At 37.8% G+C, this 15,167-nt stretch carries 18 protein-coding genes and 1 other RNA gene; 10 read left to right on the top strand and 9 right to left on the bottom strand.

The genetic code is table 11. From position 1 onward, the window contains the following. The first annotated feature begins 50 nt into the window (after positions 1 to 50). The gene (locus tag ACWM35_RS04810) at positions 51 to 410 is read left to right on the top strand and encodes a DUF1798 family protein (RefSeq protein ID WP_454816000.1); all 360 of its coding nucleotides are present in this window, start codon (positions 51 to 53) and stop codon (positions 408 to 410) included. Positions 411 to 448: 38 nt separating this feature from the next. Here the strand turns inward: ACWM35_RS04810 and ACWM35_RS04805 are convergent, their stop codons facing one another. Next, positions 449 to 658: a YppF family protein gene (locus ACWM35_RS04805; protein ID WP_454815998.1), complete on the bottom strand. Its 210-nt coding sequence runs from the start codon at positions 656 to 658 to the stop codon at positions 449 to 451. Between the two features lie 185 nt (positions 659 to 843). On the opposite strand from ACWM35_RS04805, the gene ACWM35_RS04800 reads away from it, so the two are divergent. Then, positions 844 to 1,392 (top strand): YppG family protein, encoded by a 549-nt coding sequence (locus tag ACWM35_RS04800; RefSeq protein WP_454815996.1) that lies wholly within the window; start codon positions 844 to 846, stop codon positions 1,390 to 1,392. Between the two features lie 72 nt (positions 1,393 to 1,464). Here ACWM35_RS04800 and ACWM35_RS04795 read toward each other — a convergent pair whose 3' ends face one another. Together ACWM35_RS04795 and ACWM35_RS04790 are read right to left on the bottom strand one after the other, a co-directional pair. Then, positions 1,465 to 1,944: an Hsp20/alpha crystallin family protein gene (locus ACWM35_RS04795; RefSeq protein WP_454815994.1), complete on the bottom strand. Its 480-nt coding sequence runs from the start codon at positions 1,942 to 1,944 to the stop codon at positions 1,465 to 1,467. 132 nt (positions 1,945 to 2,076) lie between these two features. After that, on the bottom strand, positions 2,077 to 2,775 hold the full coding sequence (locus ACWM35_RS04790; RefSeq protein ID WP_454815992.1) for a Crp/Fnr family transcriptional regulator: 699 nt from the start codon (positions 2,773 to 2,775) through the stop codon (positions 2,077 to 2,079). Between the two features lie 121 nt (positions 2,776 to 2,896). On the opposite strand from ACWM35_RS04790, the gene ACWM35_RS04785 reads away from it, so the two are divergent. From ACWM35_RS04785 to ACWM35_RS04750, 8 genes are all read left to right on the top strand, one after another. Then, positions 2,897 to 5,188 carry a DEAD/DEAH box helicase gene (locus ACWM35_RS04785; protein ID WP_454815990.1) on the top strand — a complete coding sequence of 764 codons (2,292 nt, stop codon included), beginning with the start codon at positions 2,897 to 2,899 and terminating at the stop codon, positions 5,186 to 5,188. 3 nt (positions 5,189 to 5,191) lie between these two features. Then, positions 5,192 to 6,448, top strand: a complete 1,257-nt coding sequence (locus ACWM35_RS04780; RefSeq protein WP_454815988.1) for a ribonuclease H-like domain-containing protein — start codon at positions 5,192 to 5,194, stop codon at positions 6,446 to 6,448. 309 nt (positions 6,449 to 6,757) lie between these two features. Next, positions 6,758 to 7,096 carry a CotD family spore coat protein gene (locus ACWM35_RS04775; protein WP_454815987.1) on the top strand — a complete coding sequence of 113 codons (339 nt, stop codon included), beginning with the start codon at positions 6,758 to 6,760 and terminating at the stop codon, positions 7,094 to 7,096. A gap of 87 nt (positions 7,097 to 7,183) precedes the next feature. Next, positions 7,184 to 7,741, top strand: a complete 558-nt coding sequence (locus ACWM35_RS04770) for a DUF1273 domain-containing protein (protein ID WP_454817082.1) — start codon at positions 7,184 to 7,186, stop codon at positions 7,739 to 7,741. 85 nt (positions 7,742 to 7,826) lie between these two features. Continuing rightward, entirely contained in the window at positions 7,827 to 8,129 is a 303-nt protein-coding gene (gene gpsB, locus ACWM35_RS04765; RefSeq protein ID WP_454815985.1) for a cell division regulator GpsB, read from the top strand. Between the two features lie 80 nt (positions 8,130 to 8,209). Further along, positions 8,210 to 8,613, top strand: an RNA gene (gene rnpB / locus ACWM35_RS04760) — RNase P RNA component class B. A gap of 149 nt (positions 8,614 to 8,762) precedes the next feature. Then, positions 8,763 to 9,905 (top strand): THUMP domain-containing class I SAM-dependent RNA methyltransferase, encoded by a 1,143-nt coding sequence (locus ACWM35_RS04755; protein ID WP_454815983.1) that lies wholly within the window; start codon positions 8,763 to 8,765, stop codon positions 9,903 to 9,905. 220 nt (positions 9,906 to 10,125) lie between these two features. Further along, positions 10,126 to 12,042, top strand: coding sequence for an ATP-dependent DNA helicase (locus tag ACWM35_RS04750; RefSeq protein WP_454815982.1), 1,917 nt, complete (start codon positions 10,126 to 10,128; stop codon positions 12,040 to 12,042). Positions 12,043 to 12,081: 39 nt separating this feature from the next. Here the strand turns inward: ACWM35_RS04750 and ACWM35_RS04745 are convergent, their stop codons facing one another. The 6 genes from ACWM35_RS04745 to ACWM35_RS04720 all read right to left on the bottom strand — a co-directional run bounded on the left by ACWM35_RS04745 (position 12,082) and on the right by ACWM35_RS04720 (position 15,156). Beyond that, positions 12,082 to 12,381: a metal-sulfur cluster assembly factor gene (locus ACWM35_RS04745; protein WP_454815980.1), complete on the bottom strand. Its 300-nt coding sequence runs from the start codon at positions 12,379 to 12,381 to the stop codon at positions 12,082 to 12,084. Positions 12,382 to 12,394: 13 nt separating this feature from the next. Next, positions 12,395 to 13,639 carry a hypothetical protein gene (locus ACWM35_RS04740; protein WP_454815979.1) on the bottom strand — a complete coding sequence of 415 codons (1,245 nt, stop codon included), beginning with the start codon at positions 13,637 to 13,639 and terminating at the stop codon, positions 12,395 to 12,397. Positions 13,640 to 13,652: 13 nt separating this feature from the next. Further along, positions 13,653 to 13,859: a DUF2249 domain-containing protein gene (locus ACWM35_RS04735; protein ID WP_454815977.1), complete on the bottom strand. Its 207-nt coding sequence runs from the start codon at positions 13,857 to 13,859 to the stop codon at positions 13,653 to 13,655. Between the two features lie 15 nt (positions 13,860 to 13,874). Continuing rightward, positions 13,875 to 14,111, bottom strand: a complete 237-nt coding sequence (locus tag ACWM35_RS04730; RefSeq protein ID WP_454815975.1) for a DUF2249 domain-containing protein — start codon at positions 14,109 to 14,111, stop codon at positions 13,875 to 13,877. A gap of 63 nt (positions 14,112 to 14,174) precedes the next feature. Further along, positions 14,175 to 14,867 (bottom strand): Crp/Fnr family transcriptional regulator, encoded by a 693-nt coding sequence (locus ACWM35_RS04725; RefSeq protein WP_454815974.1) that lies wholly within the window; start codon positions 14,865 to 14,867, stop codon positions 14,175 to 14,177. Between the two features lie 142 nt (positions 14,868 to 15,009). After that, on the bottom strand, positions 15,010 to 15,156 hold the full coding sequence (locus tag ACWM35_RS04720; RefSeq protein ID WP_454815972.1) for a hypothetical protein: 147 nt from the start codon (positions 15,154 to 15,156) through the stop codon (positions 15,010 to 15,012). Between the last annotated feature and the right edge of the window lie 11 nt (positions 15,157 to 15,167).

Genomic DNA, 15,167 nt, shown 5'->3' with positions numbered 1-15,167 from the left:
GTAGCTTTCATTTATAAAAAGCTACTTTTTATTTTGAAAGGAAAACAGTGATGACAGAGAAGAAAATCGTTCAATTAACTAAGAGCCTATTGCAGTATAATCGTTCTTTCCTAGAATACTATACAGATGCCAGGGAAAAGGAGCTTACTTATGATTTTGAAGGGGTGATAAAACCTTTTGTTTATGAGGTTAAGACAGCCCTCGTCAATTGGAATACGGAAGTAAGGCAGTGGCTTAACATGAATCCGCAAAAACATCTTCATTTAAAACAGGTTGAAACGACGATCGATCATATTGAACAAATGTCCATTCAAGCCTTTTTTTCGAAAACAAGCAAATCCAGATTTCTTAATGCAAATCGCACAGTTGATTTTTTTCTTACAGAGCTGCTTAAGGAACTAGAAAAGTAGAAAGAGACGCCTTAAAAGGCATCTCTTTCTATTTATTTTTATCCATTTTCGATGAGGGAGTTTTCCTTATTGTCGTCAGGGATCACAGCGCCCTCTGCTTCAAGTTCACGTACAAGGAGTCGGTATTCTCTGATGTCGATTTCATTTTGAATATATGCTTTTTTTGCAAAATCCATTAATTCATTTACGTCATCAGTGTGATAGTCTCTGCTTTGAATAAATTTGCTTTGTAAAGCGCGAATGTCCATATATAACGCCTCCTTCATCATTTTTTTTATCGTAACACGAAATAATTCGTTTCTTAGTTTTTAAAATATTTAAACTTTAGACAAAAATCTACCTAATTTGACATTGAGGAAAAATAATAAATATGCACCCATCTCTTGCTTTAAACATATGGTGTAGAAGAAATCCGCGGAGGAGATGTTTGCCCATGTTTACTAAAATGAGACCAAATTCCTTTATGAATCATGGATATCCGGGGCAGATCCGTGCAGGTAGACCAGCTTATTACCCAATAAATCATCAATCTATCCCACGTAATCAACCATATTCCTATCAAGGTCCAATTCAAAGTCATGATTGGATGCCATATCCACAGCAAGTACCCTATTTCCAGCAGTCAGCGTATCATTCAAATGTTCCCAACGGTATCATAAACCAGCAGATGCCTTATCCATCTGGGCAAAATACAAATAAAGATGCTCAATTCTTGTTTCAAAATCCATTGCAGCCTCAGGAAGTGCATAGCCATAATCCATACATGGGGCAAGTAAACGGATATCCGTTAATGAACCCCTATCCTTTAAATAATGGGATGTTGAAACAGCCTGGGGGAATCCAATCAATCATGAATTCATTCAAATCACAGGATGGCACAGTGGATGTCAATAAGATGGTTAATACAGCCGGTCAGATGGTCAATGCAGTTTCGCAAGTTTCCTCTCTGGTAAAAGGACTGGGTGGAATATTTAAAGTATAAGAAAAATGAGAAGACGGCTAAAAGCCGTCTTTATTGCTGTTTATGTCGAAAAATTTTTTTGGTTTTTTTTCGTTAATCTTCTATTTGAATAATTTTTGCTTTTTCTTGTGGTAATCGAATTTCGAGTAAGCCATCACGATAGAAAGCTTTAATTGTTTTTTCATGAATAGGATGAGGAAAGGAGATCGTTCTTGATGTACGTTGCTGTGAAACTCTGCGGTGAAAGATGTGATTGGTTTGATCTTCTGTTGTTGCTAGTTCTTTATTTTCAACAGTGATTGTTAAATAATTATTTACAGCCTTTAATTGGATTTGCTCTCTTTTAATACCTGGCAATTCTGCAAGAATGACATATTCATCTCCATTATCACGTTTTTCAACATGAAAACCTCCGCCAGGGAATGGGGTGTTAAAAAATTCATCCATAGACTGTAAAAGACCTTTAACCGGTTTTTCCTGAAAAAAGTCATTCATGGATCTCAAGAAGTCTTTAAATGTTTCTGGTTTCTCTTTTTTAGGGGTATTTGAGTCACCTGGGACCATAGATGACATGGTGAATTCCTCCTCTATACAAAATTTCTCTCCATAATTATATGCTAATCGATTTTAATGGTGACCTAGGATAAAATTGTGATAATTTTTCGAACAAAAACCCGCACCTATTTTTATGGATGCGGGTTAACTTTAAATGAGATTTATTTCCTCTAATAATACATCGATATCTAATATCATATGACCATTGACATCTGCTTCTATTAATTCATCCTTTTTCATTTTTGTCAGGGTTCGGCTAATCGTTTCCCTCGTCGTCCCAATCATATTGGCAAGATCCTTATTGGTAAATTCGGATTTGAGCAGGATCGTTCCATCCTCTAATTCTTTTCCATGTTTTTGGGCCAGTCTTATTAGCAGTTTAACAATTTGTTCATATGTATTGTTTAGGATTTGTTCCTCCAGCCGGTTTTGTAAATCAACAATCTTCTCGCCTAGTACTTTAAAAACCTTTATACAGAGCTCAGGGTTTTCAATTAAGACACTTTCAAATTTGGAAATTGGAACAGCAATTAATGTAGAATGCTCGAGAACCTCTGCATAGGCAGGGTAATCACCTTTTCTAAAAAAGCCGACATGTGGAAACATTTCACCCTTTTTCATCATTGCGACAATCTGTTCTTTACCGTGAATATCACTTTTGTAGACTTTAACTTTTCCATCGCAAATAAAGTAGACATTTTCCAATGGGTCGCCTTGCAGAAAAACATGACTTTGTTTTTTCCATTCTCTAGTTATCGCGATGTCTGCAACTTTCCCTAATTCGTAATCCGTTAAGTCTCTAAAAAGTGTGAATTCAGAGAGAACCTTTTTAACATCATCATTCCTCATTTCTCCACCTCCTCAGACAAATAGAAATCCTATATACTATTGTAACAGACAAACAAATAATAATTAACATGCTTTTTAACCGAACGTTTATTCGTTATAATAGAAGTAATGAGGTGATCCTATGCAATTTAAAAAGAATCTTCAAGATATCCTTGCTGACTTAAAAATAAATGAAGGGTTTAAGGAGAATATCGCTTATTGGCAGACAATTGCTGCCAAGGAGGCTCAATCGCTTTCCTTGCCTGCTGATTTACATCCGAAGATTCAAGCAGCCCTGTCTAGTAAAGGGATTGAAAAACTGTACACACATCAAAAATCAGCCTATGAAAAAATTATGTCGGGACAAAGTGTAGTGGCTGTAACTCCTACCGCTTCTGGAAAGACACTATGCTATAACCTTCCTGTTCTACAAACCATTCTTTCCAATCCCAATGCTCGTGCCCTATATATGTTTCCAACTAAAGCACTGGCACAGGATCAGAAAAGTGAAATAAATGAGATCATTCAGTCCGCTGGCGTGGATATAAATAGTTATACCTATGATGGAGATACACCAGCTAATATTCGACAAAGGGTACGCCAAGCAGGGCATGTTGTGATCACGAATCCAGATATGCTGCATTCAGCCATTCTGCCCCATCACACTAAATGGGTATCCTTATTTGAAAATCTAAAGTTTGTTGTTATCGATGAACTACATACGTATCGAGGAGTATTTGGGAGCCATGTAGCAAATGTTATCCGCCGCTTAAAGCGAATTTGCCGCTATTATGGAAGCAATCCCGTCTTTATCTGTACGTCTGCTACAATTGCCAACCCATTAGAGCATGCGGAAACGTTAACAGAGGAAAAAATGGCACTAATTGATAATAATGGAGCACCGAGTGGCACGAAACATTTTCTTTTTTATAATCCACCGATCGTCAATAAACCATTAAATATTAGAAAAAGTGCCACCCTTGAGGTACGGAAAATTGCAGGAGAGCTTTTAAAAAATAAAATTCAAACGATTGTCTTTGCAAGAAGCAGAGTCCGGGTTGAAATCATTTTATCGTACTTGCAGGAACTGGTGAAAAATCAACTCGGTCCCAAATCGATTATGGGTTATCGTGGGGGCTATTTGCCAACTGAAAGACGGAAAATCGAGAAGGGACTTCGTTCTGGAGATATTTATGGTGTTGTGAGCACCAATGCGCTTGAGCTTGGGGTTGACATCGGCCAACTCCAAGTATGTATTATGACGGGTTACCCTGGCACGATATCAAGTGCTTGGCAGCAAGCCGGACGAGCGGGCAGAAGACATGGAGAGGCCTTAGTCATTATGGTAGCGAGCTCAAGTCCACTTGATCAATATATCATACAGAATCCGGATTACTTTTTTAATAAAAGTCCAGAAACGGCTAGGATCAATCCTGATAATCTGATTATATTAATTGATCATATGAAATGTGCAGCCTATGAACTACCGTTTAAAGCGGATGAGAATTTTGGAAATGTTGGAACAGAGGAGCTGTTAGAATATTTAGCAGAGGAGCGCATCCTTTATCAAAACGGAGATAAATGGTATTGGATGAATGATTCATTCCCAGCCCATAACATTAGCTTACGTTCCGCTTCTCAGGAAAATGTGATTATCGTTGACCAGTCAGATGTAGCCAATGTTCGAGTCATCGGCGAAATGGATCGTTTTTCCGCTATGACGCTTCTTCATGACGAAGCGATTTACCTGCATCAAGGAACGCAATTTCAAGTTGAGAAGCTTGATTGGGAAGAGAAGAAGGCATTTGTCCGCGAAGTGGATGTAGATTATTTTACCGATGCTAATTTAGCTGTACAATTAAAGGTATTAGAAGAGGATAAGATCAACAGATTGGAAGAAGCAGAAATTGGTTTTGGCGACGTCAGTGTCAGGGCAATGGCAACGATTTTTAAGAAAATTAAATTTGAAACGCATGAAAATATTGGCTCAGGTCCAATTCATCTTCCTGAGGAGGAGCTGCATACCAATGCGGCGTGGATTTCATTAAATAAATCCTTTGCCGAAATGGGGAATGAACGGTTAGAGCAAGGACTCGTTGGAACAGCTCATGCTCTGAATCATATAGCGCCATTATTTGTCATGGCTGATCCGCAAGATATTCATGTTATCCCTCAAGTTAAAGCAGACCATAATGAAAAACCGACAATTTTCTTTTATGACCGTTATCCTGGAGGAATTGGCTTGTCAGAAAAAATCCATACGGGAATGGCGGAAGTCTTTGCCGAGACGAAAAAAATGATTCGCCATTGTCGATGTGAATCTGGCTGTCCTTCGTGTATTGGTACCGATACCATTAGTGATACTGCAAAGAGAGACACTTTAAAAATTATTGATGCTTTTTTAAATTCTTCCGGAATGAAAGAGGAAGTGTAAAAAATGTCTTTGAAGAATAAATTGAATCGTTTAAAGCCCCATATATCAGGTGGTGTGGAGGCTAAATCAAACATAGTTCTTCCTGAATCAACCATGATTGAAGTACCATACCTGCCACATTGGAAAAAAGAAAATGTAACTCCTTATTTTTTTGATCAGAATTATTGTCTAATCCGAGAAGTGTATTTCCCGCTATCCCATCGGCATGGGCACTATTGCTTTAAAGACTTTCTTTCGGCAATTGAAATATGGAACAATCAACCGATTAGTCATCCGCTATCAGCAGAAGGACATAGGGCGGAGGATTTGTTCTTTTTTGACACAGAAACAACGGGCTTAGGAGGCGGGGCTGGAAATACAATTTTTCTCCTTGGTTATGCAAGTGTACAAGGAGAAAATCTTGTTTTAAGGCAACATATACTTCCTAATCCGGGTGCAGAAGTCCCTTTGTATCAAAGTTTTTTGGAAAAAGTGAACTATAAAACACTGGTTACTTACAATGGGAAATCATTTGATTGGCCTCAAGTGAAAACAAGACATACATTAGTAAGGGAGCATGTACCAAAACTTCCTGCCTTCGGTCATTTTGATTTATTTCACGCAGCCAAAAGAATATGGAAGCATAAACTTGAGCGGATGAAATTAGCAGTGGTTGAAAAAGAGGTTTTAGGAGTAGAGCGAGTTAATGATATTCCAGGCTATTTGGCACCAATGATCTATTTTGATTTTATCGAAAGTAAACAGCCAGATGGTATGTTAGGAATTATCAAGCATAATGAACTTGATATTCTATCGTTGGTCACCTTATATACCCATTTAACTTTCCAGCTAAGCGGCAAGGATAGAAATCAAACACGTAATGAGTCCTTTGAAGTCGGCCGCTGGTATGCTTCTCTTGGTGAAAAAGCGGAGGCAGCTAAGGTTTTAACGAAGCTTTTGGATGGCGAGGATCCAACCTCCCAAAAAGCAAAGCTCACTTTAGCATTTCAATATAAAAAGGATAAGAATTGGGAGCGATGTTTAAATTTATTTATCGAAGCGGCGGAATCAGAAGAATTACTTGTTCGTTTCGAGGCCTGTGTAGAAACGGCAAAAATTTATGAACATAGACTGAAGGATTACAATCTCGCTTTAGACTTTTGTCAAAAAGCAATGGGACAAACCGAAAAACTTCCATTATCAAAGACAAAATTAATTTCTGAGCTGCAGGCAAGAATCCTTCGTTTACAAAGAAAAATTGACAAAGTTTCTATCGATTAAATTTGTAACGAAAATGTCACATTTTTTCGCTAAAAAACTAGATATTCCATATTGTTTCTTATAGTCGTAACAGGTAAAATATTAAACTGTGAGAAAAAAAACGACTATAAAGAAAATGGGGTAGGTAAAATGTATAAAGCAATCTTATACTTATTTTTTATTGTCGTTTGTTTGACTGTAGTAGTATTTTCAAGCTTCAAAGATAGCTTTTACTCCATGCTATAAAAATAGGTGTTTTCATTAGTACAAGAGTTACCCCTTCAACATAGGCTGTTAATGTAAACAGAAAATACGAAGGGAGAGTTTATATTGTATCTTGGAACCAATTTTATGCCGCCAGTCATTCATCCGACTAAACAAATCGTGAACCACACGTTCTCTACAACGGTGGTCCCGCATATTCATCCAGTACACACAACAACCATTAACCATCATATGTTCCAACATAAACATTACTGCCCGCAGACAGCATCAGCAGCTCAAGAATGCTGTCATCAGCAAATCAATTGCTGTCCAGGGGGAATGCCACAGCCAACTCAAGTAATGGGAGCGGCACAACCAAATGCGTTACCAAATGCTCCGATGATGCAAGGAGGACGTCCGCCTGGATTTATGCCAGGGGCATTTCCGGGTCGAAGACCATTTTAAGTCCTAAGAAAAAAACAAGGGCATTTTTGCCCTTGTTTTTTCATATTTAATTTGTTGGGATTAAATGACTAAAGGAGAATCATCTTGATTAAAGTCTTGGCAGTATCAGGTTACAAAGCATTTGAACTAGGAATATTTAAAAACGATCATCCCTCTGTTGCTTTTATTAAAGCAGCAATAAAAAAATCGTTAATCCCATTGATCGAAGAAGGGTTAGAGTGGATTTTAATCAGCGGTCAGCTTGGTGTCGAGTTATGGGCAGCTGAGGTAGTCTACGAGCTGCAATTAGAGTATCCTGAAATCAGACTTGCCGTGATTACTCCTTTTTTAGATCAAGAAACCTCATGGAGTGAAAACAATAAAGAATGGTACGATTCCATCCTTGCTCAAGCAGATTTTGTTGATTCTGTTTCCAAGAAAGGCTATGAGAAGCCGTGGCAATTCCGGATAAAAAATCAATTTTTTATTGAAAAAAGTGATGGAATGCTCTTGCTTTACGATAATGAGAAAGAAGGCAGTCCAAAGTATATTTATGAACTGGCTAAGCAATATCAAAACCAACAAAATTATCCTATCCAACTGATTACTTTTTATGATCTACAGGTAATCGTGGAAGAAGAGGAATTTAATCGTTCGGATTTTTAAGGATAGTTAGAAAGAAAAATTGACAAAACTGCATAAATTTGAAAAAATAATAAGTAATGATTGGCGATGACTTGAGGTGATTTGAATGCTGTCTGATAAAATTAAATTAACAGCAAAGGATATATTAGAGAAAGAATTTAAAACGGGAGTAAGAGGATATAAACAAGAAGACGTTGATAAGTATTTAGATTTAATCATAAAGGATTATGAAATGTTTGCTCAGGAAATGGAAGAGCTTCAGCAAGAAAATATGCGCCTGCGTAAGCAGCTTGAAGAAACTTCAAGAAGACAGCCGGTAGCTCAGCCTGCGGGAACGACTAATTTTGATATTTTAAAACGTTTATCCAATTTAGAAAAGCATGTTTTTGGAAACAAGCTTTACGATTGATTGGTTCTATGTAATTTCCTAATAATAACCATTGAATTCATCTGCGAAAATACATATAATAAAAAATGTATTCATTAATTACGTTCGGGTAATCGCTGCAAGAAAAGCTTATGCTTTCTTGTAGAGGAAAGTCCATGCTCGCACAAGCTGAGATGCTTGTAGTGTTCGTGCCTAGCGAATTCATAAGCTAGGGCAGCTAGGCTTTATGCTTGGCTGACGGCCGGGAAAATACCTAAGTCCATTTGGATATGGTATGAATACCTATAAAAGTGCCACAGTGACGGAGCCTTTTCAGAAATGAAAAGGGTGGAACGCGGTAAACCCCACGAGCGAGAAACCCAAATAATGGTAGGGGCACTTTCTCTTAGGAATTCAACAAGGAGAAGGACAGATTCTTTTTGAATCTGTAGATAGATGATTACCACCTAAGTACGAGACGTAAAAGTCGCTTGCAGTACTATGGTACAGAACATGGCTTACAGAACGTTTTTAATGTGAATGGATTGTATAAATGATCGACTCTCCTCTTGGAGGGTCTTTTTATTTTAGAATTGCATTCGTTCACTTTTTTTCGTCTATAATGATAAAATGAAGAACGGAATACTCCGATACATATAATTAAGGGTGGAAAACATGAGTAAATATCAAATAATTGCAACGGCTGCAATGGGTTTAGAAGCGCTAGTTGCCAAAGAGGTTCGATCGTTAGGATATGATTGTGAAGTTGACAATGGAAAAATCACTTATACTGGTGATGAATATGCCATTGCTAGAAGCAATTTATGGTTGAGAACAGCCGACAGAGTAAAAATTAAGGTAGGTGAGTTTAAGGCCTATACCTTTGATGAATTATTTGAAAAAACGAAGGCTTTACCTTGGGAAAAGTATCTGCCAGAAGACGCGGAATTCCCTGTTATTGGAAAGTCTGTGAAGTCAAAGCTGTTTAGTGTTTCTGATTGCCAAGCGATTGTAAAAAAAGCGGTTGTTGAAAGAATGAAGCAACAGTATAAGCGGAATTCGTGGTTTGAAGAAAATGGGGCCTTATATCGTATTGAAGTGGCCTTATTAAAAGATGTAGCAACAATAACGATCGATGCAAGCGGCCAGGGCCTTCATAAGCGTGGTTACCGCGTAGACCAAGGGGAAGCACCTTTAAAGGAAACACTGGCTGCTGCTCTCGTACAGTTAACAAATTGGAAGCCGGATCGGCCATTTATGGATCCTTTCTGTGGTTCAGGTACGATTCCGATTGAAGCGGCGATGATTGGCCAGAATATAGCTCCAGGCTTTAATCGTGAATTTGCTTCTGAAGGCTGGAAATGGATCCCTTCCAAAGTATGGGATGAGGTTCGAACTGAAGCAGAAGATTTAGCAAAGTATGATCAGCCTCTGGATATTATCGGTACCGATATTGATCACCGAATGGTCAAAATAGCTCAGGAAAATTCATTTGAAGCAGGACTTGGCGATTTAGTCCATTTCAAGCAAATGCAAGTCAAAGATATCTCTACCAATAAAGAATATGGCGTTATTGTTGGTAATCCTCCTTATGGTGAAAGACTTGGGGAGAAGAATGCAGTCGAACAAATGTACAAAGAGATGGGGCAGGCTTTTAGTAAGTTGGATACGTGGTCGATTTACATCATGACCTCAAATGAACAGTTCGAGCAATTTTATGGAAAGCCGGCAACAAAGAAACGAAAGCTTTTTAATGGTTTTATTCGTACGGACCTTTATCAATATTGGGGAAAGAGACCTTCACGAAATATTGAATAAAGTGAAACTTCAATCAGTGGGGTTTTTTTCATCCCCACTGATTGTTAGTTGAACCAATCGGGCTTTTACGGGCAGTTATCATCCACTTAAAATACTGCTTTGTTATTTCATATGTTCCTGAGGTGGGGGTCTTATTCCCCGTTAATGCGGGATAAATAATCATTCCAATTGGAGCCTAATCGAACAGGCTCCAATTCATTCTTTTTTAGGGGGAAATTCTATGCAAGACCGCATTCCATTTGTAGTTTCAAAGACCGAATCCTTTTATGATAAATTAAGTGAATGGATTGGCGATTTATTTTACGATATTTTACCAGAAGCAGGGTTTGAATTACGAGATGAGCAAATTTTTATGGCTTTCCAGCTGGAGAAGGCTTTTAAAGAGAAAAAAGTGATGTTTGCAGAAGCGGGAGTTGGGACCGGAAAAACGATTTGTTACTTGCTGTATGCGATTATGTATGCCCGTTATACGAATAAACCAGCGATAATAGCTTGTGCGGATGAGACTTTGATTGAACAGCTCGTTAAGAAAGAAGGAGATATTGCCAAGCTTGAAAAAATTCTCGGACTAAACCTTGATGTTCGCTTAGCGAAATCTCGAGATCAATATCTCTGCTTGAAAAAGTTGGATCAAGTCAAACAAATGGACTTTCATGATGATATTGATGAAATCTACGATCAATTACCGGATTTTGTCCACAGTGATGGCTCGATGCAAAAGTTTGAAAGATATGGTGATCGAAGAGATTATCCTTTGCTATCGGACGAAACATGGTCAAAGGTAAACTGGGATAAAATCCAGGATTGCTTCTCCTGTGAAAAAAGACATCGCTGTGGCTTAACTTTAAATCGTGATTATTACCGTCACTCACGAGATTTGATTATTTGTTCACATGATTTTTATATGGAGCATATTTGGACAAAGGAATCGAGAAAACGTGAAGGTCAGTTACCGCTTCTGCCAGAGCACTCCTCTGTGGTATTTGATGAAGGCCATCTGCTTGAGTATGCGGCTCAAAATGCTTTAAGCTATCGATTTACGGATGCTACTCTAGAAAATCTACTTACAAGGCTGATGGAAAATGAAGTCCGTGAAAAGACATTATACACTATTGAAGAAGCGCTGTTAGAGAATGATAAGTTTTTCCATATGATATCAAAATTCTCGGTAGCAGCTACTGGGTCGGAAAAGCAATTGATCACTAAGGATCCAGTGCTGATGAATGCAGGGCAAAGGCTGCTAAATAGACTTCAAGCATTGGAAGAGGAACTCGTTTTTGAGAGCGAAATGTATGTGATCAATGAATACGATTTAAGAATTGTTGAAGAATATTTAGAACAAATTACCTATTACTTATCATTGTTTCTTAAAGAAATGAATGGAATTACCTGGTTTGAAGAGGCTGGTTTTGAACGAACGCTTGTCATTATGCCAAGAATGGTCGAAGAGGTGATGAGGGAAGAGGTTTTCTCTCAGAAAAAACCGTTTATTTTTTCCTCTGCCACACTTTCAAATCAAAAGAGCTTTGATTATATTGCAAAGAGCCTGGGAGTTGAAGAGTATTTGTCCTTCTCGGTTGCATCTCCTTTTGAGTATCAAGAAAAGATGGAAATCTATCTGCCGAGATTTACTTCTATGGAGGATAAGTTTGATTATTTAATCAATAAGATCCAACAGTCAGAAGGGCGGGCCCTAATTCTTCTAAACAATCAAAATGAAATGGTGAAAATAAAGCAAAGGTTGATCAATCAACTTTCATACCCTATTTATTTTGAAGGAGACGAAGAAATTAGTACGCTTGTATCTAAGTTTCAAAATGATGAACATGCGATTCTTTGTACGATTCATTTATGGGAAGGGTTGGATATTCCAGGGAGGTCGCTAGAAAATGTCATCATCTTTTCGCTGCCATTCCCTCCAAATGATCCAGTATTTATGGCAAAGCATGAAGTGGCAAAAGACCCGTTTAACGAAATCGATCTACCTTATATGCTGCTTCGACTACGCCAAGGTATTGGTCGTTTAATTAGGAGCGAGAGCGATCAAGGAACAGTCCATATCATGATAGAGTCTGATATATCACAAGGTGTTTTGGAGAACATTAAAAGTGTCCTTCCTACTACAGCAATTGAATAATAAAATGAAAAGGTCAAGCCCACTGGCTTGACCTTTTCTTTACCTTCCTAAAAGGCGCAGACCTTCAGGGGTCATTTTTTCTGGTGACCAGGCAGGCTCCCAAACAAGATTTACTTCGACATTTCTGGTTTCTTCCATTCCTTGAACAGCATAGCGTACACCACTAGTAATGCTGTCATGAAGTGGACAACCAGGTGTTGTTAAAGTCATTGTAATGCTTACGTCCGCCCCATCGGTAATCTCTACATGATAAATAAGTCCTAGATCGACAACATTTATATTTAACTCAGGATCATAAACCGTTTTTAATGTTTCAAGAATTTTTTCTTTGACATTCATCATAAACACCTCACTATTTTTTCAAAACACTAAGAATGCTGCCTGCAATCACAATAAATACTAGAGATAAGACAAATTGTCCGATATTAAAGAGGAATACGTTTTGTAAAATGATTGCTAGGAAAACAACAATTACCGAAATAATAAAAAATGTAAAAAGTGGAACAACGATTCTTTCATTCATCATATCTTTAAGTGATGGAACAGATTTCTTTCCTATTTCCTTACTGTACTTATACGTCCACCATAAGAAGGGAACAATTTTGTAGAGGTAGCCAATAATACTTAGAACGATCCATAACAATAAATATAGGTATACAAGCGGACCAATAACAGCTGAAAATTGATTGCTCCATAAGGCGATAAAAGCGGCAAGATGAATGAGATTTCCGAATCCAATGGCAATTAAGGCAAAGGTAAACGGCTTATCAAGCTTTTTCTTTAGCCTTTTTTTGATAATGATGCTAATATGCCAGCTGAAAATTGAAAAACCAGCCAATAGCAGTAGAAAACCCATTTTTAATAGGATGCTGTTACTGCTAAAAAAAGATATAAGTGTTATGACAAGGCCAGAGACATAAATACCATAGACATATCTTGCTTGAAGCATCGGAAAGCCATGGGACAAAGAGAACATCGGGACCATTTTATAGGAAAATCCAAAAATCAAAAGCGTAAACCATCCAGTTACTCCTAGTACCAGATGACTCTGAAAGATGGCTTGATAGGAACTGCCTGCAAAGCCTGTTTTAAGGGAATAAATGAGTGTTATTCCCATGAATATAGTAAGGAACAAGCATACTAGCGCAGTGCCTACAAATGCCGTAAGAATATTTGGTTTTGCCTGTTCTTTTAAAGTCATGAACATTTGAAACAGAAACATTAATATACCAATTAGAGTTATTATTCCAGGTATTAATGCCTTTTGTGGTACCCCATAGAGTAATCCAGAAAAGGATGCAATTCCAAAGGCAGTCACAAAGAATTGCACAAACCCAAATCTTTCACTCCAAATTTTTGTTAAAAAGGCAACAGGGACAAGCTGATACATCGCACCCATTGCAACCATCAATGCCCAACCAAGGACAAGAAGATGCGCAGATGACCATATCGCAGGTATTCGAAAACTTCCATCAGCGACCATTTCCCCATTTAGTAAGATTAGAATTTGTGAAAGTACTAAAGAAATTAAGCTAAAAGAAATAAAAGAGAAAGGAAGCTTAATATTCGTTTCATTTCCCATATTCTGAGGAAGCATTAGACTCACCTACTTATCGGAAGATTTCAATTTTAAAACTTCCGTCATTTTGTTGTTCTGTTCGTTGCTGGTAGCCGAGTTCTTCAAGCTGTTCATAAAGGAACATCGGTCTTCGATCATTAATAATGGTTAAGACTTCGCCTTCTCCTAAGGTTTCTAGGGCGGCAAGGGTTCTCATCATGGGCTGAGGTGGCTCTAAACCTCGATTGTCTAATATCATAACCACTCACCTCTTTTAGGAATTTTTAATAAATGTCACTTTCCAATGCTTTTTCTCGATCTCTTCTGCTTCATAGGCAAATCCTTTTGCTTTTAATACGGTAAATAATGGTACCGGTTTAAAGGGGGCATGAAGAATAAAAACATCATTAGGATTTTTTAGTTCTTTCACTGCATCCATAATTTTTTGAAATGGTTCTAGTTTATTCTTTAAGTCTTCTCTTACATCAAGTTCAATCATTTTTGGTTCCATAAGAACAACTCCTTTTATTTTTGGGGGTGTTAACCTGTCTGTTGATTGCCGATCCTGGCACAATTAATAAAACAATTCTTGTTGAAGTGCGTCTTTGTCGATAAGGTAATAACCTTCGTCGCATTGGTTGATGTAACCTTTCTTTTTTAATTGATTCATGGTTCTGCTTACGGTTTCCCTTGATGTGCCAATCATGTTGGCAAGTTCACGGTTCGTAAATTGGGTTGTAAGCTGATAATGACTGCCAATCTTTTCCCCATTCGACTTGCATAGTCTTAATAGCAGTAAAACAATTTGTTCGTACGTGTTATGGAGAACTTGCGCCTCTAATCTACCCTGGAGATCCACAATTTTTTCACCTAGGACTTTAAATAGTTTTATGCAAAGCTCGGGAAAGCTTAGGAGAGTTTCCTCAAACTGATCAATCGGAACCACAATAAGGCTTGCATCTTCCATAACCTCTGCGTGGGCAGGAAAGTTTCCTTGTCGGAAAAATCCAGCGTGAGGGAACATCTCACCAGGCTCAAGGATGGAGACGATTTGTTCCTTACCGGAAAAATCAGTTTTATAAATTTTGATTTTGCCAGTATGGATAAAGAAAACTCTATCTAGCGGGTCATCCTGCATAAAAACATACATTTTTTGCTTGTAGTAACGAGTTTGAGCAATCTGGATAAATGGTGCCAGCTCCTCATCGGATAACTCTTTGAATAAAGGTACATTCGAAAGTCGCTTTTTTATGTCCTCTTGCTTCATTAACATCACCTTCATATTGTAATTCTTAATTAATTTCATTGTAGCAATGAATTTAAAGCTTTTATGTGACCTCCATCATAGATTTAGGCTTTTTGTGAAAATAATTCTCAGTTGGATAGAATAAAAGAAAATCCGCAAAGGGTTAACTCTGCGGATTTTCTTCTTTATTGGATTCAAAGCACTCAAAACAATAAGTTTTGTGATCATCGGTTTGGACTCCGTTGAAGAAGCCGTCTAAACAATAAATTTCTTTTTGGCAAGTTGAGCATTGACCGATTAATTCTTTCATTTTTCCCTTGT

The sequence above is a fragment of the Neobacillus sp. K501 genome (assembly GCF_053749995.1).
Note: the sequence above shows the minus strand (reverse complement) of the source record. Positions and strands in the feature narration are given on the sequence as shown.

Coding starts and splice junctions, on each gene's coding strand:
- ACWM35_RS04745 (WP_454815980.1), bottom strand. CDS start 12,381: ATGAATGTCAAAGAAAAAATTCTTGAAACATTAAAAACGGTTTATGAT.
- ACWM35_RS04795 (WP_454815994.1), bottom strand. CDS start 1,944: ATGTCATCTATGGTCCCAGGTGACTCAAATACCCCTAAAAAAGAGAAA.
- ACWM35_RS04785 (WP_454815990.1), top strand. CDS start 2,897: ATGCAATTTAAAAAGAATCTTCAAGATATCCTTGCTGACTTAAAAATA.
- ACWM35_RS04735 (WP_454815977.1), bottom strand. CDS start 13,859: ATGATATTAGACAATCGAGGTTTAGAGCCACCTCAGCCCATGATGAGA.
- ACWM35_RS04790 (WP_454815992.1), bottom strand. CDS start 2,775: ATGAGGAATGATGATGTTAAAAAGGTTCTCTCTGAATTCACACTTTTT.
- ACWM35_RS04730 (WP_454815975.1), bottom strand. CDS start 14,111: ATGGAACCAAAAATGATTGAACTTGATGTAAGAGAAGACTTAAAGAAT.
- ACWM35_RS04780 (WP_454815988.1), top strand. CDS start 5,192: ATGTCTTTGAAGAATAAATTGAATCGTTTAAAGCCCCATATATCAGGT.
- ACWM35_RS04810 (WP_454816000.1), top strand. CDS start 51: ATGACAGAGAAGAAAATCGTTCAATTAACTAAGAGCCTATTGCAGTAT.
- ACWM35_RS04800 (WP_454815996.1), top strand. CDS start 844: ATGTTTACTAAAATGAGACCAAATTCCTTTATGAATCATGGATATCCG.
- ACWM35_RS04725 (WP_454815974.1), bottom strand. CDS start 14,867: ATGAAGCAAGAGGACATAAAAAAGCGACTTTCGAATGTACCTTTATTC.
- ACWM35_RS04755 (WP_454815983.1), top strand. CDS start 8,763: ATGAGTAAATATCAAATAATTGCAACGGCTGCAATGGGTTTAGAAGCG.
- gpsB (WP_454815985.1), top strand. CDS start 7,827: ATGCTGTCTGATAAAATTAAATTAACAGCAAAGGATATATTAGAGAAA.
- ACWM35_RS04750 (WP_454815982.1), top strand. CDS start 10,126: ATGCAAGACCGCATTCCATTTGTAGTTTCAAAGACCGAATCCTTTTAT.
- ACWM35_RS04740 (WP_454815979.1), bottom strand. CDS start 13,639: ATGCTTCCTCAGAATATGGGAAATGAAACGAATATTAAGCTTCCTTTC.
- ACWM35_RS04720 (WP_454815972.1), bottom strand. CDS start 15,156: ATGAAAGAATTAATCGGTCAATGCTCAACTTGCCAAAAAGAAATTTAT.
- ACWM35_RS04805 (WP_454815998.1), bottom strand. CDS start 658: ATGGACATTCGCGCTTTACAAAGCAAATTTATTCAAAGCAGAGACTAT.